Origin of the sequence: Aeromonas sp. s4 (assembly GCF_040907855.1) — a bacterium.
Lineage (GTDB): Bacteria > Pseudomonadota > Gammaproteobacteria > Enterobacterales > Aeromonadaceae > Aeromonas > Aeromonas caviae.
Genome location: NZ_JBFOCP010000057.1, coordinates 1 through 24,419, shown reverse-complemented (window position 1 = coordinate 24,419; position 24,419 = coordinate 1). Strand labels below are relative to the sequence as shown.

The window sequence follows — 24,419 nt, the reverse complement described above, 5'->3', positions numbered from 1 at the left end:
CTGCAGCTCGCCAACGCAAACCCCTTGCCGCCCAGGGAGCAGCAAGCCCGAATGACCCATTGCCAGAGGTATTGATCATGTTCAGACAGACCGCGCTCATCCTGACCCTCACCCTGTTGGGCAGCGCCCAGGTTCACGCCATCAACCACAAATACGCCGAGCAGCTGGAACGCTCCGGCTGCACCCAGGTGACCGAAGCCCAGGGCTGCGATATTCACAAGAGCAAGGCGGAAAACGCCAAGGCAGGATTTGGCACCGCCGCCCCGGCCGACGAAGGCGGATTGAACATGAGCTATGAGCAGAAGCTGGAGCGCTCAGGCTGTACCCAGGTGAGCGAGCTTAGCGGCTGTGACATCAACAAGAGCAAGGCCGAGAACGCCGCCGCCGGATTTGGCGCCGCCCCCGCAGCGGCCAGCGCCAGCCCCTACACCGGCAACTGGGTCGCCACCTTCCCCGAGACGGGCGCCACTGTCGCGAACATCCGCATCGATGACAAGGATCAGGTGTGGGTCAACGACAAGCAGGTCAGTGCCAGGAAATCCGACGGCGCCCTGGTGTTCAAGGAGGGGATGGTCATCTACACCATCCAGGGGGATCGCCGCCTCAAGGGAGAAGATGGCTGGGTCGACAACGACGCGGGCACCAAGGGGCCCATCGCGGCCAAATGACCCCGTCACCATCCCGACAAGGGGAGCCGCGGCTCCCCTTGTCATTTCTGCCTGCTTGCCCCCCCTCTACCCTTTCTTCGGAAAGTCCAGCACGGCCACCACCGGCGAGCAGGACGGGAGCGCCGACCAGGAGGGGGCGTCGAAGATGAAGCGGGCGACGGCGCAGGTCGGCATGCGAGTGATACCGGAGGAAAAGCCATGAGCCAGGTCGGTGAAGGCAGGGTCATGGCCCACCAGCAGCACGCAGGCGAGAGCATCTGAAAGCGCCCCCACCACCCCGAGAAGGGTCCCGGCATCGCTCTCGTAGAGGCCCTCGTCGATGGCGATGCGGTTCGGGGAATAACCCAACTCTGCGGCAAGCAGCCGGGCGGTTGTCATAGCCCGGCAGGCGGGGCTCGAGAGGATGAGATCGGGCTTCACCCCCAGGCGCGCCAGACGAGCCCCCATCAGGGGCGCATCGCGCAGCCCGCGCGCCGCCAGCGGACGAGCGCGGTCAGACAAAGACGCGTCCTCCCAGCTCGACTTGCCATGGCGTACCAGGATCAGGGTTCTTCTCATGACGCACTCCCTGGTTGATCAGGGCCACAGGCAGCCCCTCAGACCGCCCCACGTTTGCCAGCATGAAGGGGCAGCAGCACCATGACCATCATGGTCAGCAGCACACCCCCTACCCCCCAGCCTACCTGTTCCCAGTGTACTGTCTCCCCGGTCAGCATGCCGGTGAGCAGCACCATTACCGGGATGAGGTAGGTATAGGCTGACACCTGTTCCGGTTGCAGCGCCACGCTTCCCTGCTGGAACAACAAGAAGCTCAGCGCCGTGGCAAAGAGAGCCAGATAGCCAAGTCCCAGCCCCACCGGCAGGGAGACCCGGCTCCAGTCGGTTTCAAGCAATCCGGGCAGCGCCATCGGGGTGAGCAGCACAGTGGCGCAGATGAGGGTCCAGCCGGTCAGGTGGAGGAAGGACTCCCCCCGATAGCAGCGCTTGATCAGGATGGGGTTGAGGGCCATGGCCACGCAGCCGAACAGGTAGATGCGATTGCCGGGAGTGAGGCTGAGGTTCGCCACCAATCCCAGATCGCCGCGAAAGATGATGAGGGCCGCAGCCACCATGCCCCCCAGCAGGGCCAGCCCCATTCCCCAGCCGATGGCGCGGCGCAAGATCACCATGCCGGCCAGGGCGCTGATCAGCGGCACCGTGGTGTAGAGTGCGCTGGCATCGAGGGCGCTGGTCTCCTGCAATGCCACGAACATGGCGACGAAGTAGCAGAGGGCCGGCAGCGAGATAAGAGTGTAGCGCCCCAGATCCCGCAGGGAAGGCTGCACCAGCACCCCCTGATACCCCAGCACCCCGACGAAAATGAGGGAGGCCAGCAGGTAGCGCACCCAGGTGACCACCAGCGGGTCCAGCACCGCGGTGAGGGCGCTGCCGATGGGAAACGAGAGGCTGATGAGCAGGGTGAACAGCAACACCTTGCCGTGGGCCTTTGCAACATGGGGAAGTAAAGACATGGGATACACCTGTCAGCAAGGGCGCCCGCAGGCGCCGACGGAAGAGATCAATAACTGTGGTCGGTCGCAGGGGACAGCTTGCCCTCGCCCAGGGTTGCCAGCAACTGGCCAAGCAGGCTGGAAGCACCGAAACGAAACCGCTCGGCCACCAGCCACTCCTCGCCAAAGAGTGCGGCCGCCATGGCGAGATACTCCGCCGCCTCCCGTGCGCTTTTCACCCCGCCCGCCGCCTTGAACCCCACCCGATCCTGCACACCGCACTCGGCGATGGCCGCCAGCATGGTGCGGCACGCCGCCGGGGTGGCATTGACCGCCACCTTGCCGGTGGAAGTCTTGATGAAGTCGGCCCCCTCCTCGATGGCAAGCAGGGAGGCCACGCGGATAAGCGCAGGATCCTGCAGCTCGCCGGATTCGATGATCACCTTGAGCACCCGGGCGCCGCACAACGCCTTGCAGCCGCGCACCAGCGCCCGGGCGGGTGCCTCGTCCCCGGCCATCAAGGCACGCCAGGGGATCACCAGGTCGATCTCGTCGGCGCCATCCGCGAGGGCGGCGCGGGTCTCGGCCAACACGGTTGCCAGATCATCGTCGCCGTGGGGGAAGTTGACCACGGTGGCAACCTTGACCTCGGGGGTGCCCTGAGCCGCCAGGGTGAGCCTGGCCAGCCCCACGAAGCGCGGGTAGATGCACACCGCAGCGGTGGTGCCGACAGGGGTCCGGGCCTGATGGCAGAGGGCGATGATGCGCGCGTCGTGGTCATCGTCGTTGAGGCTGGTGAGATCCATCAAGTGGATGGCCCGGATGGCCGCCTCTGTGGTGGCGCAGGCAGGTTCAAAAGCAGTCACGTCGTTCATAAATAGCTCCTGTCGGGATAAGAGAGGGGCGCCGCAGCGCCCCGAAACAAAGGGTGAGAGACTCAGGCGAGGGAGAAGAAGACACCGGCGATGGCGGCGCTCATCAGGTTGGAGCAGGTGGCCGCCAGCACGGTACGCAGACCGTAGCGGGCGATGAAGTCGGTGCGCGACGGGCAGAGGGTGCCGAGGCCACCGATCAGGATCCCCATGGAGGCCAGGTTGGCGAAGCCACACAGGGCGAAGCTGATGATCACCTTGGACTTCTCCTCCAGCACCTGCAGACCGGCGGCGGTGACCGTGCTGGCGTCTTTCAGGTAGGGCGCCAGATCGCTGTAGGCCACGAACTCGTTCACCACCAGCTTCTTGCCGATCATGGCGCCGGCGATGCCGATGTCCGCCAGCGGTACCCCGAGCAGGAAGGCGAGCGGCGAGAAGATCCAGCCCAGGATGAGCTCGAGGGAGAGCGGCATGCCCACCATCTCCCCCACCCCGCCCAGCAGGGTGTTGACCAGGGTCACCAGACCAATCATGGCGATCAGCATGGCGCCGATGGCCGCCGCCAGCTTGAGGCCGCTGCTGGCACCCTCGCCTGCCGCTGCCAGCACGTTCTCCGGCTTCTTGCCATCAAACTGGATGCTGTTGTCAAAGACGTAATCCGGCTGGCTGGTTTCGGGGATGATCAGCTTGGCAAACAGGATCCCGCCAGGCGCCGCCATGAAGGAGGCCGCCAGCAGGTACTGCATGTCCACTCCCATCATGGCGTAGCCCGCCAGCACGGTGCCGGAGACCGAGGCCATGCCGCCGCACATGACGGCGAAGAACTCCGAATCGCTCATCCTGGGCATGTAGGGTTTGACCACCAGCGGGGCCTCGCTCTGGCCGACGAAGACGTTGGCCACCGCCGACATGGATTCGGTCTGGGAGGTGCCAAGCAGCCGCGCCATGGCGCCGCCGATGATGCGGATCACCACCTGCATGATGCCGAGGTAGTAGAGCACGGCGATGAGCGCCGAGAAGAAGACCACCAGGGGCAGCACGTTGAGAGCAAACACGAAGCCGATGCCCTCTACCGAGAAGTTGACCAGGTTGCCAAACAGGAAGTGGATCCCCGCCTTGCCGCTTGCCAGCACCGCCTCGACCCCGTGGGCCATCCCCTCCAGCTCCCGGCGTCCCAGCGGCACATAGAGCACCAGAGCGCCGATGGCGACTTGCAAGGCCAGCGCCAGCCCCACGGTGCGCAGGCGAATGGCCCTGCGGTTGGTCGATGCGAACACGGCGATGAGGAGCAGCGCCGCCATACCGAGAAATCCTGCTGCAAACATAACTGACCTCCTGGTCGTTTCCTGCTTACTGGAAGTGGTGCTGGATGAAGGCGTTGATGAGGCGGATGAAGTCCGTTTCCGCCAGCTTGGCGCACTTGAGGGTCTGCTCGTGGGAGAGCTGCACGTCGCCAAGCCCCTCCGCCATGTTGGTGATGGCGCAGATGGCCAGCACCGGCAGCGAGCAGTGGGCGGCGCTGACCACCTCGGGCACCACCGACATCCCCACCACGTCGCCACCGATGATCTGCATCATGCGGATCTCGGCCGCGGTCTCGAAACAGGGGCCGCTGTAGGAGACGAACACCCCCTGATTGACGGCGATCCCCTCCTGCTCGGCCAGCGCCAGCGCCTCGCTGCGCAATGCCTTGTCATAGGCATTGGCCAGGCTGAAGAAGCGCGGGCCGTAGGCCTCGTCATTGGCGCCCGTCATGGGGGTGCCCGGCATGGTGTTGATGTGATCGTTGAAGATGACCAGGGAGCCGACCCCGATCCGCTCCGGGCGCAGCGAGCCGGCCGCATTGGTTACCAGCAGCAGCTCGCAGCCCAGGCGCTTGAAGGTGCGCACTGGGGTGGTCATCACCTTCATGGTCTCGTGTTCGTAGTAGTGGCCGCGCCCCTTCATGCAGACCACATCCACCCCGTGCAGCTTGCCGAGCACCAGCTCGCCGCTGTGACCGGCCACCGTGCTGACCGGGAAGCCCTCCAGCTCCTCGTAGGGAATGGTGACCTTCTCTTCCAGCGCATCGGCCAGCACCCCGAGGCCGGAGCCCAGGATCATGGCGGCGCGGGGGGCAAACCCCGGCTTGCGGGCAAGAATGGTGGCGACGGCGTTGAGTACGGGATCGTGTTGCATGAGTTGTACCTCTTGAGGCTGTGAATGAGACATGACGCTCACTCTAGGGAAGGCATTGGACGACAAAAATCGCTAAAATCGGCCTGATTATCCCGATATACAACACAATGACCGACATAATGGGGTAATGACGCACCCGAAATGGCCCAAAAACCGCTGCTTCATGCCATTTCTCCGTCAAACGGGTCGCCGGAGGGGGAAAACCGATGTGATGCGGATCGCGCTGTCAGGAGGGACCCGCCTCCCTGCCCCGCCATTCCCGTGCCCGAACTTTGACGGCGATCTCACCCTTAAAGCCTGGAGAGACCATGTTCCCGGACAACCAATGGCGCGATCGCGTCACCCTCAAGATGTTGCGTTACTTCCATGAAGTGGCCAGCCAGGGCCACTTCAGCCGGGCAGCCCTGCGGCTCAATGTCTCCAAATCGCCGCTCAGCGCCCAGATAAAGGAACTCGAATCCCTGCTGGGGGTGACCCTGTTTGAGCGCCACACCCGCCAGGTGAACCTGACCCCCACAGGGCGCTTGTTGCAGGCCGAATGCGATCGCCTGTTCGACGTGCTGGAGAGCGGCCTCAACCGGGTGGTGCAGGCGGGGCGCATGGAGCGCAACCAGATCCGCATCGGGCTGGTCAGCTCCATCTTCTGGGCCGGCTTTGGCGAGGTGATCCGCCAGTGTCACCAGCGCCACCCCGAGTGCGAGATCTCCTTCACCGAGCTCTCCCCCGAGCGCCAGAAGCAGGCGCTGGCCAGCAAGGAGATAGACATCGGCCTCGCCCGCTTCGCCGACACCCTCAACATCCACCCGCTGCAGGCCGAGACTGTCTATCGGGAGTCCATGGTACTGGTGGTATCGGACGAGCATCCCCTGCGGGATCGCAAGCGGGTCTCCCTCCCTGAACTCGCCGCAGAGCCCTTCGTGCTGATGAGCCGTGCCAACTCCGCCTCCACGGATCTCATCATCAACGCCTGCCTAGTGGAGGGCTTTTACCCCCGCCTGCGTCAGGAGGTGGTGGAGCCCAATACCCTGATGGCAGTGGTGGCCACCAGCCAGCAGGTGGCCCTTGTGCCCGCGAGCTACGCCCGCCAGAAGTGGCCCCACGTGCGCTTCATCCGCCTCGAGCAGGGGATCCCCGCCGATCTCTGCGTGCTCCATGCTCCGCCCCTGGCCGGGCAGCCGACGACCACCGCCATCCGCCACTTCATCGACACCATGAGCGAGCAGATGAACCTGCCGGAGCGAGGCTGAAGGCAAAAAGCCCGATGAGGGGATCATCGGGCTCTGCGGCAAGGATCAGGGGCTCACTTCTTCCATGAAGACAAGCCGAAGGGGTTCGGCCAGCAGTTCGTCCGCCTGGCGAGCGAAAGCCTGGAAATACGCGGTCTCACAGTGGGCATCCAGGGCGGCCTGACTCACGAAGGCTTCCCGCATGTAGAAGGTACCGGGTTCATCCTTCAACTCGAACAGCACGTAATCGAGGTTGCCTGGCTCTTGGCGAGTGGGGCCAATCAAGGTAGGGCATCGCGAAGGCGCTCTCGCATGCCGTCACGGGCCTTGAGCACCGCGATCGATACCAGTTTGTCTGTCTCTTTTTTCATCCAGTTTTCTCCGTTGTACATCGTCAACACGCCAGAGAGTGCAACCTGGACAGCGATTTATACTGCCGGATGCGCCCCCATCAGACGTTGCCCAGTGTAGGCAGGACGGTGGGGGCCATATAGGGGGGCAGAATGAACACTGTGTTCAACGGGGTGGATAACCACGCCGTGCACGGAGGAACAAACGAGCGGGAGGGATCATGGCGCAAAGGGTGGCAACGGGACCCGCCAGGAGGCGGCACGGCTTGTGGCCCCCTGGTCCAGGCTAAGGGCCTGCAGACCAACGTTCAACGTCAAGGCAATAGGTGGTGAAAGGGTGTTCGCCCAGGCGCGTTTTCCTCACCCAGATGGCCCGTCTGGCGAGGGACAGATAAGGCGGGCGGGTATCCAGCAAGTGAAAGAGTATCGTCCGATGGCCAAGCTCCCTCGCCCACCCCATCATCTCGTTGAAAATCGCCACGCCGCTTCCCCAGCCGGCCTTGGCGAGCACGATGGCAAGCTCCACCCCCTCGTCATCGGGCTGGATACCGCACCACCCCGCCAGGGTGCCGTCGAGGAAGATGGCGCGCACGCGACAACCTGGCCGGGCGTCGACTCCCAGCTTGTACGCCATCCAGTCGCGCACCCCGGCCACATCGAAAAGCGGGTGAGGGATCAGGTGCTTTCGCAGCGTCTCGTCGTTGAGCAGCGGCAGAAAATCCTCTGCCCTGACAGCAGAAAAGGGGCTGAACACCATGGAGGTCTCTCTCATTGCGCGAAGAGGCGCCCCTAGTAGGGGCTGCCATCCTTGTGTCTGGCTGACCAGGCGCCATCGGCCCCCTGTACCAGGGCCAGATCGTCATCGGGATAGTCGACGGTGTCCCCTGGCAGCCTGTCCCCCACCTCGAGATAGACGGCGTCCACCTCACCGTGGTTGAGCAACTGGTGGGCCAGGCCGCTGCCCCCCTTGAAGCCGATGCACTCCCCCGGCGACATCCGGTACTCCTCCTCCCCGTGGCGCAGGGTGGGATTGCCCGAGAGCACATAGACGAACTCGTCCTGCAGGCCGTGATGATGCTTGAGAGCCGAGATGGCCCCCGGTGCCAGGGTCGTCAGATTGACCCCGAAATTGGCGAGGCCGAAATGATCCCCCAGCCTGCGCCGGGTGCGGTGCTTGACCAGGGAGGCAAAGGGCTCCGGATAGAGGGACTTTGCCTTGTGCTCGGGGATGGCCGTTGCCTGAATGGCGCGTTTATCAGTCATGTTCTGATCCTCCCTGTGAATGACGTCTCACTTTATAGCCTGCTCCTTAGCGGCAAAACATGGGCAGGGGGTTGAAGGGGGGTCTCACACACCATGTCATGCCCGGTTGCCGCCAGATGGCAAAGACGCCCTGTTTTTCGTTTGGCTATCTTAATGGCACACCGGAAAATGGGAAGCCGCGTCGGCGACATCACCAATGGAATGAAGAAGATGGCCCGTGATCACTGGGAAGCATCCTCTTCCAGCGGCCCGGGTATGGAGGGGCACCAGTACATGCAGACCCGGTGACTAGAGCACCTCAATCCTGACCTTGATAAGCCCGGATCGGGGATTGCCGATGGCGCTGAACGCCGCCCTGGAAAGATCGATGATGCGCCCGCGGGGGAAATTGCCCCTGTCGTTGACCCGCACCACCACGCTCTTGTCGTTGGCCAGGTTGGTGACCCTCACCAGGGCGCCAAAGGGCAGTGTCATGTGGGCGGCGGTGTTGGCGTGGCGCTGGTAAGGCTCCCCGCTGGCGGTGCGCTTGTTGTGGTAGCGATCGGCGTAATAGGAGGCGAGCCCCGTCTGGGTATAGCCTCGCCAGTTGCCCGCACTGCCTGCATCAGGCTGGCTGCTGCAGGCGGCCAGCAGCAGGCACAGGGAGGCCAGCAGCCCTTTTTGTCGCGTCGTCATGCGTTGCTTCCTCGATGGGACAGAGCGACCGGCATCGCCAGTCGGGCTTCCGTTAACAGGGGCCTACTCTCTCATATTTCCCATGGAAAACGGGAGGCCCAAGCCTCCCGTTTGTGTGTTCACCCGTCAGCCCCTGTCAGGGGAAGATGTCAGGCGATGAGCTTGTCGTCGGCAAAGCCAAAGCCGCGCAGCCCCACCACATGCACATGTTCGTGCTTGCCCTGCACCTTGCGGATGAGCTTGTAGGTGGTGCCCTTCTCGGGGCTGATGTTCTCCGGCGCGGCGATAAGCAGCTGCATGTCCTGGCGTTCGCACAGCTCGAACAGGGTGGCGATGGATTTGCCATCAAGCCGCGCCGCTTCGTCCAGGAACAACAAGCGGCAGGGAGCGATGTCCTTGCCGCGCAAACGGCGGGACTCCTCCTCCCAGCTGATCAGCACCATCAAGAGGATGGCCTGACCGGTGCCGATCGCCTCGCCGGTGGAGAGGGCGCCGCTCTCGGCCCGCAGCCAGCCGTCGGCCCCGCGCTGCACCTCGATCTCCAGCTCCAGGTAGTTGCGATAATCCAGCAGCACGTCCCCCATCACCTGATAGTTGCGCTCCCCCTGCTCCACCTGCGGGTTGAGACGCTGGAAGAGCTTGGCCATGGCCTCGGAGAAGCTGAGCTCCTTGTCGGCGAAGAGATCGTTGTGCATGGCGCTCTGATCGGCGAGCGCGGTCAGGAGGCGAGTGTGGGCCTCGCGGATATTGACGTTGAGACGCACCCCGCGCACCAGACCGAAGGCGATGTTCTGCAGGCCCTGGTTCAATACCCGGATGCGGTTCTGCTCCCGGCGGATGATGTTGGTGATCTTGGCCGCCACCTCGTGGGAGGAGAGGGACAGATGGGTTTCCCGCTGCTTGAGCTCGTCGGCGAGGCGCGCCAGCTCGATCTCCATCTCCTCGATGGCTTCCACCGGATCGTCCGAGCGGATGATGTCGTTGCGGATGCGATCCTTGAGGTAACGGTAGACCTGCACGTAGAAGGCGACCTTCTGCTCGGTGCTGCGGTTGCCTTCCGACAGACGCAGCGCATCGCGCAGGGCCTCGTCGTGGGCCACCGCCACCCGCAGGGCGCCGAGGGCCTTGTCCGACATGGAGCGCAGCTCGTCGCTGTCAAGATAAGCCAGCTCGCGCTTGTTCAGACGCTTCTCGACGTCGGTCTCCCGTGCCAGACGCACCACCCGCGACCAGCTCGCCTTGTGACCCACCAGGGATTTGCGGGCGCTGTAGTAATCCTTGCCTTCGAGCTTGAGACGACCGCCAAGGGATTCGATTTCGCGCTTGCACACCTGCAACTGGGCCTCGGCGCTGGTGCGGCGGGTCCGGGTGCGGATAAGCAGCTCTTCAATCTCTTTCTTGTGGGCACGGGCCTTCTCTTCCATGTCATCCGACAGGGTCAGCCCCATGGCCGCCAGCTCCTGCTCGAACTCCGCCAGGGTCTGCCCCTTGGCCGAGGCGCTGGAATCGAGCGCCGTGCGCAGTTGCAGCGCCTCGGTGTGGCGCTGGGTGATCTGCTTGTGCTGCTCACCGGCGGTGCGGGCGGCAAGCTCTGCCGCCTTGAGCTTCTCTTTGAGTCGCTCGCTCATCTCGGACGCCTTGCCCAGCAGATCTTGTGCATCCTGATAGGCAAAGTGCGGCAGACGGGCCACCAGCTGATCGAGGGCGTAGCAACGGCGCTTCTGCTCGGCCAGCAGGTCGCTCACCTCGTCAAAGGCCGCCTGCAGGGCAGCCAAATCCTGGGGATCCTGGCGCAGCACCTGCACCATGGTTTCCAGTTTTTCCAACGCCTTGCCGTGCTTGGCGATAAAGGCTTCGGCTGTTTTAAGCGCCTCCACGTCGGCGTGAGCCGCCTCGAGGCGGGCCGCCAGGTCTGCCTCGGCAAACAGGTGGGCAAAGGGCAGCATCCCCTGCACCAGCTGGATATGGCGGGTCAGCTGGGCGGCGGCGGCTTTGGCATCACTCAGCTGCTTGTCGCACTCGGCGATGGTTTCTTGCAGCTTGCGCTGCTCGTGCTGCTTGGCCTGCACCTCGGCTTCGGGGTCCGGGCGGAAGGCGATATCCAGATGCTGGCCGATAAAGTCGCGAAAATGCCCGTAGAGACGGTGGTACTTCTGCTGCTCGAAGGCGGCCTTGGCGTAGCCCTCGATGAGGTTTTCCCGCTCAAGATCGAGCTGCTCGATCCGTTTTTCCCGGGCGGCGCGGCCAAAGAGCGGCAGCTCGGGGTAGCGGGAGAAGCGCACCTGACGCTTGCTGGTGCGCACCAGCACGGCGTCCCCCAGCTCATCCGCTTCCACCAGATCCTCGTCAAAGGAGTCGGGGTTGCCCTGGATGAGGTAGATATCTTCCGGGCAATCTTCCAGCTTTTTCAGCCGCTCGATGGCGCCTTCGAGGTCGAGCACCACCAGGGCGCTGCGAGCCGGGCCGTAGAGCGCGGAGTAGTAAGGGGCATCGTCGATGGAGATGTCGTCATAGACATCGGAGAGCAGCACGCCCCCCACCTGCTCGGCGATGCGGGCAAGACGGGGATCCGCCTCGCCGGCACCCAGCTGCAGGTTGCGAATTTGCATCTCCAGCGCCTGTTTCTGGCCCTGAATGCGGTTGCTCTCCTGCTCGAACTCCCGCTCCTTGTCGAGCACGCTCTGCATGCCGGAAGAGAGTTCTTCGGCGGTGGCCAAGGCCAAGCCACTCTGCTCGCGCAGTTGCTCGAGTTTTTCAAAGGATTTGAGCCAGCGCGGGGCCAGCTTGGTCAATTCCGCGATATCGCGGCCCAGCTGAGTGCCCTGATGCTCGAGGCTGGCGCGGCGCTGATTGGCCTCTGCCTGCTGCTCGGAGAGCTCCTCCTGGCGGGTGCGCTGGGCTTCGAGGAAGATCTCCAGCTCGTCCTGGCTGGCAATGTGCTGACCAGACGCCTGGGCCAGCTCGTCTCGCAGCCGCAAGAGGGTCTTCTGGCTTTCGCTCTCTTTCTCGAGGCGAGCCAGGGCGACGCGCAGACCCTGCCCCTGGGCAATGCGGGCCTTGTCTTCGATGTGGCGCTTGAGCAGCCCCTGCGCGGTAGGCCAGGCAGCCTCGCGCACTGTCTCGGGGGCGATGCTGAGCAGCAGCGCCAGCGCCGCTTCGTGTTCGGCCACCGCCGCCTTGGCCAGCGCCAACTGCTGCTCGGCCCCCAGCACCCGGCTGGTGAGGCTCTGCTCGGCTGCGCGGAACTGATGCAGGGTGTCGCTCGCCTGCTCAGGCTCGAGCCCCGGCAACTCGCACTGCTCGCGGGCCGTCTCCAGCGCCTGCACCGCCTGACGGTACTGGATGGCGCGGGTCTGCTGGATATCGAGCGCCTGCTGGTAGTCGGCCAGCTGGGTCTTGAGGCTGTCTACCTCTGCCTGGGCCAGCTCCTTGCGCTCTTCCACTTCCAGCAACTGGCCGTGGATCTCTTCCACCACCGCCTGCTGCTGCTCCAGCTTGTCGTTGAGCTCCGCCAGATCGGCGCGATAGAGGGCAATCTTCTTTTGCAGCGCCACGGCGGCCATCACCTTGGCCAGGTGCTCGGCGGCGGACTCCAGCTCGTCGGTCAGGAGCTTCTCGCGGTTGGTGAGCTGATCCACCTCGTCCGCCAGATAGATGGCGCGCTGCTTCTCCTCGGCCAGCAGGCGGCGTTTGCCAGCGAGCTCAGAGCGTGCCTTGAGGGCCAGCTCGGAGAGGCGGCTCTTCTCGGCAGCGCCCCGCACATACTCCGCGGCCACATAGTGGGTGGTCTCGGTGATCAGGTTCTTGAAGAGATCCCGCTGACCCTGGGTCTCCTTGATGGCTTCCAGGGTGCGGCGGTTCTCGTAGATGGCCGCCTCCATGTCCTGGAACGCCTTGCGTACCCCGGAGTTCTCCGGCAGCAGGTATTCACGCAAGGAGCGGCTGATGGAAGACGAGATACCGCCGTAGAGGGAGGCTTCGATCAGGCGATAGAACTTGCCGCGATCCTTTTGATCCCGCAGTTTCTTCGGGGTGATGCCGAACTCGAACATGAAGTTGTGATAATCGGTCACCGTATTGAACTTGGCGACCTTGATGGCGCCAAGCTCCGCTGCCGCCCCCTTCAGATCGGCGAAGGCACGTACCCGGCCCTTGCCGTCGTCGAGCTTCTCCAGCAGCAGATCCGTGGGCGCCAGGTGCTCGGGCACATCCACCAGGGCGAACGGGGTGATGTTGACCTTGTTGTCACGGTTGGCCACCTGTTCGAGGTGGACGCCGACCCAGATCCGCTGCTCGCGGCTGTTCATCACTTCCAGCAGCGAATAACAGTGGCCTCGCTGCAGCTTGCCGTAGAGCCCCTTGTCGCGGGACGCGCTGGAGGAGCCCGCCTCCGTGGTGTTACGGAAATGGAGCAGGGACTGGTCGGGAATGAGGGCCGCGATAAAGGCCGCCATGGTGGTAGACTTGCCCGCGCCGTTGCCGCCGGACAGGGTCGTGACCAGCTGGTCGAGATCGAAGGTGCGGGCGAAGAAGCCGTTCCAGTTGACCATGGTCAGGGATTTGAATTTGCCTCTCACGCCACACTCTCCATCAAACCGGCAGACACCATCAGTGCCGGCACATTAACGTTGCAGATCATCTTCCACCTCCAGCTCCAGCTGCTCTTCGTCCAGATCCTCTTCGATATCCTCGAACAGGGAATCGCTGCTCGGCATCTCGTCGTCGTGGAAAATGGCCTCCCCTTCCTGGATCATCCGCAGTTGCACCGCGCGGGGATCCTCGTCGGAGCGCACATCGGCGGCGAAGCGGAACACGGATTCGTTGACCCGGAATTTGTCGCTGTTGCCAAGGGGGGTGATCATCCCGAGGCGCTTGAGGCGACGCATGGAGGTGCGGATCTTCTCGAGGAGTTTCTTCTTGTCCAGATCCGTGCCGCCGGAGCGGCTGTTGACCATGCGCAGCAGTTGTTTCTCGTCCGCCAGACTCAGCACCTCTTCTTGCAGCTCGCCCATGGCGAACACCCCTTCAGAGGCGAGCCTGTCCGGGCTCAGGAACAGGTAGCAGAGCACCTTGCCCACCAGCATATCGAGCTCAGATAACACTGTTGTACCGATGTCGGCGCTCGGGCGCGGACGCAGGTAGAAGAAGCCTTCCGGCGCCTTGATGAGTTCCACCTGATAGCGGCCGTAGAAGATCTCCAGCTCCTGGTGGTACTCCACCAGGGCAGAGTGTTGCTCGAATTCGTCGGCACTGATGTGGCGACCGGAGCGCAGGGCGGTATCGATGCGCGGAAACAAGGGATTGGCGATAGCCTCTGCGAGCCGCAGGGGCAAGGGGAATTCAGTATTGATCGATGACATAGGCCTGAACCTTGGATCCAGCTTGGTTGATGGGTTTCCATGCGGGTTGGCGGTGGTGCTCGCGCTCACCGCTGGCATGACCGAGACGCACGGCCTGATCGATCAGGAGGCGCGCCACGTCGAAGTGGGCATGGGCCGGGTAGTCCAGCAGGTATTCCCGCAGCACGTCGGCAAGATCCAGCCGATCTCCCTGCTCCGGGTAGCGGGCCAGGTAGCGCTCGATGCGCTCCGCCAGCTCCTGGTTGATGTCCACCATCTCCACGTACTCCATCTCGAGGGGCACCTCGCCGGTCACCTCCTCGTCGTGGATGGCGATGGTTTCATCCCGCAGCTCCAGCAAACGGGGCTCTTCGGCCACCCGCAACAACCAGCTGTGCTGCTCGAAGTTGCGGATGGATTCCCGCAGCCGCTGGCTGAAGGCGCGGTTCTTGTCCATGTCGATGGCGTTGCGGATGAACTTGTGGACGTGCCTGTCATAACGGGACCAGAGCTCGATGCACTGCTGGCCCCAGGCGGTGATGACGTCCAGACGCCCCTGCAGGGCGTGGGTCAGCTCCTCGACGTGGAACAGATCATCACGCCCCTGGGCCGCTTCCTGAATGTTGAGCAGCCCCGCCTGCAGGCGGTGGCCGGCGGCGTCCAGGGTGTCCTGCAACTCGCGCAGGGTCTGGCCGGTCTCGTGCAGGAGCTTCTCGCAGCTGTGGATGGCATCGACCCAGTTCTGGGTCAGCAGGGCCGCGATCTCGCTCTTGACCTGGTTTTGCTGCTCGTCCATGGCGCGCTGGGTGAGATCGATTCGCCCGAGCGTCTCTTCCAGGGAGAAGGAGAGGCGCGGCAGCACCTCGGCGTCCCACTGCTCCCGGGTGTTGGTCTCGAGCGCCGCCTTGCGGGCGGTGTCGAGCTCGGCCGCCAGGTGCTCGAGCAGGATGGAGAGCTTGATGGAGTCTACCTGGCGCTGATCCATGAAGAAATCGACGATGCTCATGCCAAGGCGTGACAGGCGGTAGAGGCTCTCCCCCGCCACCATGTCGGTGGTGAAACGCGACAGCAGTTGCTGGCGAATGAGATCGTTGATGGCGTTGTTGGCGCGACCGGTGAGGGTCTCGTCCATCTGGCCGAAGGCACTGCTGACATAGCCAAAGGCATCGTGCAGCGCGGCCTCCGAGAGATCAGACTCGTCCTCGGAGAGCGTCTTGATCGCTATCAGAAAGGCCAGCCTGTCGGTGGGGAGGTTCAGCGCCAACCCCTCCTGTCTGACCCATCCCACCGTCTCTGGCAGGGTACGGGATGTACTCATCATGACGTTATCATCTCGTTGTTATAGTCGGCAGGTCTTTGCCCGCCGTGGTGATATAGGCCGGGGTCGGTGGCGCCCCGGCGGCTGGATCCCGCATCGTATTCACGCCGGTGTGTCTCAACCGGCCGGTTTCTGGGCCATCACATGGATGTAGCGCCCCAGGGAAACAAAGGGCTCCTGGCGGCAATATTGCTGCTCCATGGCCAGCAGGTCCTCGAACTTCTCGACCTGATCCTGCTTGTGGCGCATGTAGTCGTGGATGACGCGTACCCCGGTCTTGCCGATGATCCGCAATCCCCCCCGGCCTATCCAGTCATAGACCTGCTCTGGCAACTGGGGATTGGTGGGAGTCAGGGCTGTCTGGCGTTTCTTGCGAAGGCCCAGGCGCACATAGTCGAAATTGCCCACCACCAGGCTCTGGAACAGGAGACCGTGACGATTGTAAAAAAGCAGCGACAGTATGCCCCCTGCCTTGACGAAAGGGAACAGACCCAGCAAGGTCTGGCGCGGCTCGGCGAGCCACTCCAGTACCGCGTGACAGAGCACCAGATCGAAGGTGCCGGTCACGTGTTGCTTGAGCTCCTGAATGGGGCAATGGATGAGACGAATTCTGTCTTCCAAGCCCTTCTGGGCGATCTGCTCCCGGGCCAGATCCAGCATTTCTGCCGACAAATCGCACAGCTCCACCTGATGGCCCATGGCCGCCAGTTTCTGGGCGAAGTAGCCAAAGCCGCCGCCGGCATCCAGGATGCGCAGCGGCCGGTTGCCCAGGCGCGCCAGGCAGGCTTCGATGTCACTCCAGACAATGGTGGTGCGAATGCGCCCCTTGGTGGAGTCGTAAATGTTGCGAGCGAACTTGTCCGCGCGCCCGTCAAAACTCTGATCTTGCTTCAAGACACACTCATCTTCGACCGCCCCGCCATGAGGGCCGCAGGAGGAACCACACAGGATTGGGCCACAGGAAAAAAGAGGGGTATTCTGTCACATCCCGAATTTGCTGAAAACTCAAGGACGTGTCTGTCGTGTTCGAGCTCAACTTCTTTGTCATCAAGAAATGGCTGGGCCATCTGTTGATGCCGCTCCCCTTCTCTCTCTCCTTGTTGGTGCTGGCGCTCGTGCTGCTCTGGTTCACCCGCTTTCAAAAAAGCGGCAGGCTGCTGGCAACCCTCTCCTTGGTGATCATCGCCCTGATGGGGACGCGGCCGGTGAGCTACGAGCTGGCCCGCAGCCTGGAGCAGACCTATCCCCCCTTCGAGGTGAGCCAGCATCCTGACATCCAGGCCATCGTCGTGCTGGGCAACGGTCATGTGAGCGATCCGGCCATCCCAGAGCGCGCCTGGCAAAACAACATCTCCCTGGCGCGCACCCTGGAAGGGGTTCGCCTGGCCCTGGCCTATCCAGAGGCCGAGCTGGTATTCTCCGGCGCCGTGGCCGGGGATCCCCTGTCGAACGCCGAGGTCAACGCCCGCATGGCGGCAAGCCTTGGCATCCCGCGTGCGCGCATGACGTTGTTTGAAAACAACAAAGACACCCATGACGAGGCGGTCAGCATCGCCGCCCACCTCAACGGCAAGCGGGTGGCGCTGGTGAGTTCGGCCACCCACCTGCCCCGGGCCATGGCCCTCTATCGCAGTCAGGGACTCGATGCGGTGCCGGCTCCCACCGATTACACCGCCAAGCAGAGTCAGGAGCCGCAACCCCTCTACAGCTACCTCCCCAAGGGGCGTTATCTGATGTATTCCGAGGCTGCCATTCACGAGTGGATTGGGGTATGGTGGGCCCGTTTGCGTGGGCAGGTCACCGAGTGAGCAATCGCGCCTTGCATTCCTGATTTGGATCAGGAAAGCGAAAAAAAATTACGTCATTTGCCGCCGGGTCAGCTATCTTGGGCTCGGTTCAATTCATATAATGTTGCGCAATCAAATGCCTAGGAGATATAGAAGATGAGACAGCACCTGGTAATGGGTAACTGGAAACTGAACGGCACCAAGGCTTCTGTAGAAGCCCTGATCAAAGGACTGACCCCGGCCGCTGCCGCTCATCCTTCCGTGCAAGTGGCCGTCTGCCCGCCGGTTATCTTTTTGGGTCTGGTTGAACAGCTGACCGCCGGCAGCAAGATCGCCTACGGTGCCCAGAACGCCGACGTTCACGAGTCCGGCGCCTTCACCGGCGAAAACGCCCCCTCCATGCTCAAAGCCTTCGGCTGCACCTACTCCCTGGTCGGTCACAGCGAGCGTCGTACCCTTCACGCAGAGACCGACGACGTGGTGGCTGCCAAGTACGAAGCCATCCAGAAGGGCGGCCTGATCCCCGTGCTGTGCATCGGTGAAACCCTGGCCCAGTTCGAAGCCGGTACCACCAACCAGGTGGTCGAGACCCAGCTCAAGGCCGTGATCGATCGCTGCGGCATCGCCTCCTTCGAGAACGCCGTCATCGCTTACGAGCCGGTATGGGCCATCGGCACCGGCAAGACCGCCACCCCGGAGATCGCACAATCCGTTCATGCTCACATCCGTCAATACCTGGCCGGTTTTGATGCAGCCGTGGCTGCCAAGGTACAGATCCTGTACGGCGGCTCCGTGACTGGCGCCACCGCTGCCGACCTGTTCGGCCAGCCGGACATCGACGGTGGCCTGGTGGGTGGCGCGTCCCTGAAAGTGGACGACTTCTCCCAGATCATCGCTGGCGCCGCCAAGTAAGCGCCAAGCAAAGAGGGGCCCCGCCCCTCTTTGCATATCGCTTTCCTATGGACCCTCTCGCCATAGGAAAGCCGATATAGTAAAAACGGCCAGCCGTATTTTTCAGAATCTTGATTTTCGACAACTCAGATCCAGAGGCACTCATGACCAAACAAATCAAACGTATTGGTGTTTTGACCAGTGGTGGTGACGCACCGGGTATGAACGCAGCCATCCGCGCCGTGGTGCGCGCCGGTCTGCATCATGGCCTGGAAGTTTACGGCATCTATGATGGCTACCTCGGTCTGCACCAGGACCGTATCGTCAAGCTCGAGCGTCACAGCGTCTCCGACGTCGTGAACCGTGGCGGTACTTTCCTCGGCTCCGCCCGTTTCCCCGCCTTCAAGGATCCGAAAGTCCGTGCCGAAGCGGTCGAAAACCTGAAGAAACACGGCATCGATGCCCTGGTGGTCATCGGCGGTGACGGCTCCTACATGGGTGCCAAGAAGCTGACCGAAGAGGGCTTCCCCTGCATCGGCCTGCCGGGCACCATCGACAACGACATCGCCGGTACCGACTTCACCATCGGCTTTGACACCGCCCTGAACGTGGTCGTGGACGCCATCGACCGCCTGCGCGACACCTGCAGCTCCCACCACCGCATCTCCGTGGTCGAGATCATGGGCCGCCACTGCGGCGATCTGGCCATGTCTGCCGCTGTTGCCGGTGGTGCCGAGTACGTGATCGTGCCGGAAGTGGCCTTCGACAAGGAGAAGCTGCTGCAACAGATCAAGGAAGGGGAAGCCAAGGGCAAGAAGCACGCCATCATCACCATCTGCGAGCACGTCACCGACGTCAACGCCCTGGCAAAAGACATCGAGGCCATGACCGGCCGCGAAACCCGCGCCACCATCCTGGGTCACATCCAGCGTGGCGGTTCTCCCACTGCCCGTGACCGTATCATGTCCAGCCGCATGGGTGCCTTCGCCGTCGAGCAACTGCTGGCGGGCCAGGGTGGCCGCTGCGTCGGCATTCAGGGCAACGAGATGGTGCACCACGACATCATCGACTGCATCGAGAACCTGAAGCGCCCGTTCAACCAGGAGCTGTACGATCTCTCCACCACCCTGTTCTAAAGGCTGTGGTCTGACAAAAAACCCTCCTCTGGAGGGTTTTTTTATGCGGGCTCCTCACTCCCTTCTCCCTCTGCGGGGGCCCGACTTTCCACTGGCCACTGTCGCCATCTCTTACCCCTTGCCCGGCGGCCCTGAGCCTCTGATCCCATGACCTTCTCCTTTACTTCTTTCCCCCGCGTTTCTGCTTGCTCACCTTGTTCGCGACGGGTATGGATAAAGGCCTTGGTGCCGCAGTGCCACGGCCCTGCGCCATGCCTCCCCTGCCCTTCACCCCATCACACTGGCGCCATATAGCCACCCGGGTGGGCCGACGATATCTCCCGCTTCCCCTGCGCGCGGGCCCGGTGGCTCGCCCCCCCAAGAAAACAGCGAAAAACGGGGCTTCCGGCCACCCAAGGCCCCATGAAGATCGACCCCCCATTTTCCCGCCTTCCCCCTTCCCTTCCATGCTCCTTTGGCGGCCCTTTTGTCGTTTTTCCGTACTTTTTTTGCTCCCAGCCTGTTTGGGATGAGCAGAAAATTGAGCCTTCATTGGATAACCCTGGCTGGCAACAGCCTTGCAGACTGGGGTTAGGACACAAGTCGTGAGAAAACATGACATGGAATGACAAAACCTGGCTGACAGCCACCAACCTCCCTATGGCGACACCAATCGGCGCATCCCGCAGGCCATTTTGCTGACTAAAAATGGAGATCACCACAAAGACGCCAATCGGAACCACCAAGGGGAGGGTCACAAAAACAACATAACTCAATGTATTTAAAGGCTTTATATACAACCCCTTTCACTGGTATCACCATGAGACCCTTTCCAGGACAAAAAATACCCTTAAACTTGGAAAAATACAGCCATATTTCACCGCCAAACCATTTTCGCCTCATAATTACATTTTTCGTTGTTTTATCGTTCTATTGTGGTATCTTGGTTCCATCATGAGCCAACCAAGGGAGATAAAATCATGAAAGAGTTCGTAGTTACCGCCGTTTTCACCGTGTTTTTCACTCTGGTTGCCGTCTCCATGCCGTCGCTGGCACAGCTCTAAGTCGGTCAATCAGCCATCTGCCACCTCTACCACCAGAGGGGTGGTTCAAAAAACAGACTGCAACATGGGTTTTTGACGCGCTCTGGCAAAGGATGATGCCAAGCCATCATTGAGCGCGATCTGCGCGCACAAAACGACCTCGTCGACATCCATGCCATCTTTCAAGGGGAGCCCGGGCTCCCCTTGTCGCATCTCCCCCTGCGGGATTTACTCTTGCCCCCCTGCCCGTCACAATGGCCGCTGGATTTGCCACGCAGGAACCACCATGACTCAGGATGCCTTGCGCCACTGGCGCCGCGACCTTCATCGTCACCCCGAAGCCGCCTGGTGTGAATTTCGCACCACCACCCTCATCGCCCAACACCTCAGTGAACTCGGTTTCTCCATCATGCTGGGGGATCAACTGCTCGCCAGCACCCTCATCATGGGACGGGAAATAGACGTCGAGGCCCAGAAGGCCCGTGCCCTGTACCAGGGGGCGCATCCGGAGTGGCTGACGCGGATCGACGCACTCACCGGCGTGATGGGACTCTGGGAGAGCGGGCGCCCCGGCCCCACCCTGGCGTTTCGCTTCGATATCGATGCGGTGGAGGTCGAAGAGAGCCAGGAGGCGTCACACCTGCCCGGCCAGGGAGGCTGGCACTCCGCCAACCCGGGCTGGATGCACGCCTGTGCCCACGATGGTCACACCGCCATCGGGCTGGTGCTGGCCGAGCGGATCGCGGCCCTCGCCGATCGCCTCACTGGCCGCATCAAGCTCTTCTTCCAGCCGGCTGAAGAGGGCTGCCGAGGCGGCAAGGCGCTCGCGGCAGGGGGGCAGCTCGACGATGTGGACGCCCTGCTGGCACTGCACATCGGCATTCACGCGAGCAGCGGTGAGCTGGTGGTCAACCCCACCGAGTTTCTCTGTTCAACCAAATTCGACGTGGAGTTCATGGGGCAAGCCGCCCATGCGGGGCTCGAGCCCAACGCGGGCCACAATGCCCTGGCGGCGGCCTGCATGGCCACCACCGCCATGCTCGGCATTCCCCGCCATCGGGACGGCATGACCCGCATCAACGTGGGGCAGCTCAACGGCGGCAGTGGACGCAACGTCATCCCGGGCCATGCCCGCCTGATGGGGGAGACCCGTGGCGCGACGCCGGCCCTCAACGACTACATGTTCAATCAGGTGCAGCAGATTGTGGAGGGGGCGGCCCTGATGCAGGGTGCGACATACCACATCCGCAAACAGGGGGAAGCGATCGGCATCGAGAACAGCCCAGCCCTCATCGAGGAAATCGTGCCTCTCGCACAGGGGATCTCCCTTGATACCATCCACACCCGCCGCTTCGGGGCCAGCGAGGATGCCGGTTTCCTCATCGAGCGGGTACAGCAGCACGGCGGCGAAGCCGCCTATCTCATCCTGGGAGCCAACCTCGCGGCCCCCCACCATCATCCGGAGTTCGACTTCGACGAAGCCGTGCTGGCCCCCGGAGTGGCCTTGCTGGAGGCCTGGCTGCTCGCCCGCCTCGGCCGCTAGCAGACGCCGGATGCAAACAAGGCAGCCCATGGGCTGCCTTGTTTTTTTACACCCTTGCGGGCATAGAGGACCTACTCTCCCAGCACGATCGCACAGAGATGGGCGAAGTGGTGGATCTCGTGGGTCGCCTCGCACGGGCCTGTCTCCCGCCCCGGGTTGTACCAGCAGGTGGCAAGCCCCTGGGCGGCGGCACCGGCGATGTCGGTCTTGGGATTGTCCCCCACCATCAACACCCGCGCCGGGCTCGGCTGACCCATCTGCGCCAGGGCATGCTGGAAGATGGCCGCCGCCGGCTTGGTCACCTGCACCTCGTCAGAGATAACGAGAGGCTCAAACCAGCTGTTCCAGCCCAGTTTGTCGAGGCGCCCGCGCTGGGGCAGGCTGAAGCCGTTGGTGATGATCCCCATTCTGACCTTGCTCTTCAGGGCCTGCAGGGTCTCCTCCACCCCCTCCAGCGGCACGCTCAGGGCGATGATCTGCTGCAGGAAGGTCTCGTTCATCGCCATGGGCGCCACGTTGACCTGCTCGGCAAAGAGCGAAAAACGGGTCTGCTGCAGGTGGGTGGCGTCAATCTCCCCTGAGTTGTACTGCTGCCAGAGCCGCTGGTTGAGGGCATGGTACTCCGCCATCTTGGGGGGAGTCGGCGCCACGCCGTAGATCTGCAGGGTCCGCTCCAGCGCCCTGGCGACCGGAAAATCGAGCAGGGTTTCGTCCAGATCGAACAGCACCCAGTCATAGCTTGCTTGTTTCACGTTTGTCCTTATTGATTGTGCTTGGCCACGTTGTCATGCGTCGGGCGCACCCATCCCCAGAGGGCTGTCGAGCAGGGTCAGGGTCAACCTGACACCAAAGCCGGTTACCTCGCTGCCCACCACGCCATTGCCCCCCTTGTTGCGAAAACCACTCAGGTCGAGGTGCAACCAGGGAAGCTCGGCGGGCACGAAGCGCGTGAGAAAACGGGCGGCATCGATGTGATCCGGGGAGGCGCCCGGCGCGCACTGTAACAGATCGGCCCACTCGCTATCGAGGTTGTCATCGTAATCCTCGTCCAGGGGGAAGGGCCAGACTCGCTCCCCGCTCTGCTGGCCCAGCGCTATCAGAGTGGTTAGCCACTCGGGGCGGTTGGTGAAGGCGCCGCTGTAACGGCTGCCGAGCGCCCGTTTGCAGGCGCCGGTCAGGGTGGCGTAGTCGATCAGCAAGTCGGGCTTGTCCCCAGCCGCCAGGGTCAGGGCATCCGCCAGCACCATGCGCCCCTCGGCGTCGGTGTCCACCACTTCGATGGTGGTGCCGTTGAGGGCAGTCACCACCTCACCGGGCCGGAAGGCCTGCGGGCCGATGTGGTTCTCGGCGATGGCGAGCCAGCAGTGCACCTCAAAGGGGAGTTTCGCCCGGCTGATGGCCAGCAGCGTGCCAAGGGCCACCGCGCTGCCCCCCATGTCCAGGTGCATGCCATACATGCTGCCACCGACTTTCAGGTTGTAGCCACCGGAGTCGTGGCAGATCCCCTTGCCCACCAGCGCGACGCGGCGCACCGGGTTGGCCGGACAGTAACTGAGCCTGACGATGGCGGCCTGACCGTCCGCCGAACCACGGGCCACCGCCAGGAAGGCGCCAGCCCCCATCTGTGCCAGGATCGTCTCATCAAACTCCTGCCACTGCCACCCCTCCTGCTGCGCCAGCTCCCGGGCATAGGCCCGGTAATGACGGGCATTGAGCTCGGACGCTGGCAGCACTGCCAGGTGGCGAGCCAGACCGTTGCCTTTGGCTTCTGCGCTCAGGCGGGTCATGTCCAGCTCGCAAGGGGGGGAAAGTTGCAACTGCTGATAACCCGGTCTTGTCGCCTCACTCCGTTTCTGGGTCGGCAGGGTCACATCGGCGGCGAGCAGGCAGGCGAGCACCACCCTTGCCAGTTGGGCGCGATGCTCATCGTCAAAGCCCTCCAGATGGAGCGCCAGGTGCGTCGCCTTGAGGCCCGCCAGCGAGCCCACCCAGCTGCGCACCTGCTTGTAGAGCCGATGATCCAGGACCGGGCGGGCATCCATGAAGATCACCCGTTGCAGCCCCTGACTGTCGTCGAGGGAATAGGGGGCCTTCTGACCCAGGGCTATCTGGGTTGCCACGGCGGCAAAGGGAGGCGTCGCCAGCAGAGTATCGCGCGCTGAGTCGGCAATGAGCAGGAGTTTGACGGCAGTCGGCCCTGCCATTACCTCGGCGAGGGAGGTGTTCTGCATCGTGATTTGGGGAGAAGAATAGCTAAAAGGGGTCATCACAGGGTGCGGCCTCATCCATGAACAGAAAGCAGGATGATACCGAACAAATGGCGAGAGGGATCGGAAAAACACACATTATTGTGTGCAAGCAACAGGTGCTGGAGGGAATCAGACAGGTAATGCAGAAGAAAAGCAGTCAGAAGTTGGTTGCGGGGGCCGGATTTGAACCGACGACCTTCGGGTTATGAGCCCGACGAGCTACCGAGCTGCTCCACCCCGCGTCCGAATTGTATTGCCACCACAAAAAGCAGAGCAGTTGCTTCTTGCTGTCTTCGTCCCCACCGCAGCGCTATGCGCTTGCCATGGATACAAATGGTTGGTTGCGGGGGCCGGATTTGAACCGACGACCTTCGGGTTATGAGCCCGACGAGCTACCGAGCTGCTCCACCCC

General features: G+C 62.8%; 20 protein-coding genes, 1 tRNA gene and 1 pseudogene. 6 read left to right on the top strand and 16 right to left on the bottom strand.

Annotated elements, in window-relative coordinates:
- Window positions 1–77: 77 nt before the first annotated feature.
- Entirely contained in the window at window positions 78–668 is a 591-nt protein-coding gene (locus AB5Y89_RS19060; RefSeq protein WP_263308929.1) for a hypothetical protein, read from the top strand.
- A 66-nt stretch (window positions 669–734) separates the two neighbouring features.
- Here the strand turns inward: AB5Y89_RS19060 and AB5Y89_RS19055 are convergent, their stop codons facing one another.
- The 5 genes from AB5Y89_RS19055 to xapA all read right to left on the bottom strand — a co-directional run bounded on the left by AB5Y89_RS19055 (window position 735) and on the right by xapA (window position 5,208).
- Window positions 735–1,226 carry a histidine phosphatase family protein gene (locus tag AB5Y89_RS19055; protein WP_263308928.1) on the bottom strand — a complete coding sequence of 164 codons (492 nt, stop codon included), beginning with the start codon at window positions 1,224–1,226 and terminating at the stop codon, window positions 735–737.
- A gap of 38 nt (window positions 1,227–1,264) precedes the next feature.
- A complete protein-coding gene (locus AB5Y89_RS19050; RefSeq protein ID WP_368224284.1) occupies window positions 1,265–2,179 on the bottom strand; it encodes a DMT family transporter in 915 nt (304 codons plus the stop codon).
- Window positions 2,180–2,226: 47 nt separating this feature from the next.
- Window positions 2,227–3,033, bottom strand: a complete 807-nt coding sequence (gene deoC, locus AB5Y89_RS19045; RefSeq protein WP_368224283.1) for a deoxyribose-phosphate aldolase — start codon at window positions 3,031–3,033, stop codon at window positions 2,227–2,229.
- A gap of 62 nt (window positions 3,034–3,095) precedes the next feature.
- On the bottom strand, window positions 3,096–4,355 hold the full coding sequence (locus AB5Y89_RS19040; protein WP_368224282.1) for a NupC/NupG family nucleoside CNT transporter: 1,260 nt from the start codon (window positions 4,353–4,355) through the stop codon (window positions 3,096–3,098).
- Between the two features lie 25 nt (window positions 4,356–4,380).
- Window positions 4,381–5,208, bottom strand: coding sequence for a xanthosine phosphorylase (gene xapA / locus AB5Y89_RS19035; protein WP_139737410.1), 828 nt, complete (start codon window positions 5,206–5,208; stop codon window positions 4,381–4,383).
- A gap of 308 nt (window positions 5,209–5,516) precedes the next feature.
- Here xapA and AB5Y89_RS19030 point away from each other — a divergent pair, with 308 nt between their 5' ends.
- On the top strand, window positions 5,517–6,455 hold the full coding sequence (locus tag AB5Y89_RS19030) for a LysR family transcriptional regulator (protein WP_041215100.1): 939 nt from the start codon (window positions 5,517–5,519) through the stop codon (window positions 6,453–6,455).
- A 45-nt stretch (window positions 6,456–6,500) separates the two neighbouring features.
- Here the strand turns inward: AB5Y89_RS19030 and AB5Y89_RS19025 are convergent.
- From AB5Y89_RS19025 to cmoM, 8 genes and pseudogenes are all read right to left on the bottom strand, one after another.
- Window positions 6,501–6,805 (bottom strand): annotated as a pseudogene (locus AB5Y89_RS19025) (putative quinol monooxygenase).
- Between the two features lie 265 nt (window positions 6,806–7,070).
- The gene (locus AB5Y89_RS19020) at window positions 7,071–7,556 is read right to left on the bottom strand and encodes a GNAT family N-acetyltransferase (protein ID WP_049636016.1); all 486 of its coding nucleotides are present in this window, start codon (window positions 7,554–7,556) and stop codon (window positions 7,071–7,073) included.
- A 17-nt stretch (window positions 7,557–7,573) separates the two neighbouring features.
- Complete coding sequence (locus AB5Y89_RS19015) at window positions 7,574–8,047, bottom strand: cupin domain-containing protein (RefSeq protein WP_039040728.1); 474 nt, start codon at window positions 8,045–8,047, stop codon at window positions 7,574–7,576.
- A 288-nt stretch (window positions 8,048–8,335) separates the two neighbouring features.
- A complete protein-coding gene (locus AB5Y89_RS19010) occupies window positions 8,336–8,722 on the bottom strand; it encodes a septal ring lytic transglycosylase RlpA family protein (protein WP_042017161.1) in 387 nt (128 codons plus the stop codon).
- Window positions 8,723–8,871: 149 nt separating this feature from the next.
- Window positions 8,872–13,299, bottom strand: coding sequence for a chromosome partition protein MukB (gene mukB, locus AB5Y89_RS19005; RefSeq protein ID WP_368224281.1), 4,428 nt, complete (start codon window positions 13,297–13,299; stop codon window positions 8,872–8,874).
- A gap of 45 nt (window positions 13,300–13,344) precedes the next feature.
- Window positions 13,345–14,082 (bottom strand): chromosome partition protein MukE, encoded by a 738-nt coding sequence (gene mukE, locus AB5Y89_RS19000; RefSeq protein WP_029314572.1) that lies wholly within the window; start codon window positions 14,080–14,082, stop codon window positions 13,345–13,347.
- Window positions 14,063–15,382, bottom strand: a complete 1,320-nt coding sequence (gene mukF, locus AB5Y89_RS18995) for a chromosome partition protein MukF (protein ID WP_039040724.1) — start codon at window positions 15,380–15,382, stop codon at window positions 14,063–14,065. The genes mukE and mukF overlap by 20 nt, the downstream gene beginning before the upstream one ends.
- Before the next feature lie 114 nt (window positions 15,383–15,496).
- Window positions 15,497–16,273 (bottom strand): tRNA uridine 5-oxyacetic acid(34) methyltransferase CmoM, encoded by a 777-nt coding sequence (cmoM, locus tag AB5Y89_RS18990; RefSeq protein ID WP_010674849.1) that lies wholly within the window; start codon window positions 16,271–16,273, stop codon window positions 15,497–15,499.
- A 128-nt stretch (window positions 16,274–16,401) separates the two neighbouring features.
- On the opposite strand from cmoM, the gene elyC reads away from it, so the two are divergent.
- From elyC to AB5Y89_RS18970, 4 genes are all read left to right on the top strand, one after another.
- Window positions 16,402–17,187, top strand: a complete 786-nt coding sequence (gene elyC / locus AB5Y89_RS18985; RefSeq protein ID WP_042863923.1) for an envelope biogenesis factor ElyC — start codon at window positions 16,402–16,404, stop codon at window positions 17,185–17,187.
- Window positions 17,188–17,322: 135 nt separating this feature from the next.
- On the top strand, window positions 17,323–18,078 hold the full coding sequence (gene tpiA / locus AB5Y89_RS18980; protein WP_029314576.1) for a triose-phosphate isomerase: 756 nt from the start codon (window positions 17,323–17,325) through the stop codon (window positions 18,076–18,078).
- Window positions 18,079–18,221: 143 nt separating this feature from the next.
- Window positions 18,222–19,193: a 6-phosphofructokinase gene (pfkA, locus tag AB5Y89_RS18975; RefSeq protein WP_010674852.1), complete on the top strand. Its 972-nt coding sequence runs from the start codon at window positions 18,222–18,224 to the stop codon at window positions 19,191–19,193.
- A gap of 1,308 nt (window positions 19,194–20,501) precedes the next feature.
- Complete coding sequence (locus AB5Y89_RS18970; RefSeq protein WP_201985422.1) at window positions 20,502–21,758, top strand: amidohydrolase; 1,257 nt, start codon at window positions 20,502–20,504, stop codon at window positions 21,756–21,758.
- A 71-nt stretch (window positions 21,759–21,829) separates the two neighbouring features.
- Here AB5Y89_RS18970 and yjjG read toward each other — a convergent pair whose 3' ends face one another.
- The 3 genes from yjjG to AB5Y89_RS18955 form a co-directional block, all read right to left on the bottom strand.
- Complete coding sequence (gene yjjG / locus AB5Y89_RS18965) at window positions 21,830–22,510, bottom strand: pyrimidine 5'-nucleotidase (RefSeq protein ID WP_010674855.1); 681 nt, start codon at window positions 22,508–22,510, stop codon at window positions 21,830–21,832.
- 33 nt (window positions 22,511–22,543) lie between these two features.
- Entirely contained in the window at window positions 22,544–24,028 is a 1,485-nt protein-coding gene (locus AB5Y89_RS18960) for a leucyl aminopeptidase family protein (protein WP_368224280.1), read from the bottom strand.
- Between the two features lie 144 nt (window positions 24,029–24,172).
- A tRNA-Met gene (locus AB5Y89_RS18955) sits at window positions 24,173–24,249 on the bottom strand.
- Between the last annotated feature and the right edge of the window lie 170 nt (window positions 24,250–24,419).

What these genes read in the sequence shown, in the direction of transcription:
- AB5Y89_RS18970 (WP_201985422.1), top strand. Translation starts at nt 20,502, where the DNA reads ATGACTCAGGATGCCTTGCGCCACTGGCGCCGCGACCTTCATCGTCAC.
- deoC (WP_368224283.1), bottom strand. Translation starts at nt 3,033, where the DNA reads ATGAACGACGTGACTGCTTTTGAACCTGCCTGCGCCACCACAGAGGCG.
- AB5Y89_RS19015 (WP_039040728.1), bottom strand. Translation starts at nt 8,047, where the DNA reads ATGACTGATAAACGCGCCATTCAGGCAACGGCCATCCCCGAGCACAAG.
- AB5Y89_RS19020 (WP_049636016.1), bottom strand. Translation starts at nt 7,556, where the DNA reads ATGAGAGAGACCTCCATGGTGTTCAGCCCCTTTTCTGCTGTCAGGGCA.
- mukF (WP_039040724.1), bottom strand. Translation starts at nt 15,382, where the DNA reads ATGATGAGTACATCCCGTACCCTGCCAGAGACGGTGGGATGGGTCAGA.
- mukE (WP_029314572.1), bottom strand. Translation starts at nt 14,082, where the DNA reads ATGTCATCGATCAATACTGAATTCCCCTTGCCCCTGCGGCTCGCAGAG.
- tpiA (WP_029314576.1), top strand. Translation starts at nt 17,323, where the DNA reads ATGAGACAGCACCTGGTAATGGGTAACTGGAAACTGAACGGCACCAAG.
- AB5Y89_RS19060 (WP_263308929.1), top strand. Translation starts at nt 78, where the DNA reads ATGTTCAGACAGACCGCGCTCATCCTGACCCTCACCCTGTTGGGCAGC.
- pfkA (WP_010674852.1), top strand. Translation starts at nt 18,222, where the DNA reads ATGACCAAACAAATCAAACGTATTGGTGTTTTGACCAGTGGTGGTGAC.
- AB5Y89_RS19030 (WP_041215100.1), top strand. Translation starts at nt 5,517, where the DNA reads ATGTTCCCGGACAACCAATGGCGCGATCGCGTCACCCTCAAGATGTTG.
- AB5Y89_RS19040 (WP_368224282.1), bottom strand. Translation starts at nt 4,355, where the DNA reads ATGTTTGCAGCAGGATTTCTCGGTATGGCGGCGCTGCTCCTCATCGCC.
- AB5Y89_RS19055 (WP_263308928.1), bottom strand. Translation starts at nt 1,226, where the DNA reads ATGAGAAGAACCCTGATCCTGGTACGCCATGGCAAGTCGAGCTGGGAG.
- xapA (WP_139737410.1), bottom strand. Translation starts at nt 5,208, where the DNA reads ATGCAACACGATCCCGTACTCAACGCCGTCGCCACCATTCTTGCCCGC.
- AB5Y89_RS19050 (WP_368224284.1), bottom strand. Translation starts at nt 2,179, where the DNA reads ATGTCTTTACTTCCCCATGTTGCAAAGGCCCACGGCAAGGTGTTGCTG.
- AB5Y89_RS19010 (WP_042017161.1), bottom strand. Translation starts at nt 8,722, where the DNA reads ATGACGACGCGACAAAAAGGGCTGCTGGCCTCCCTGTGCCTGCTGCTG.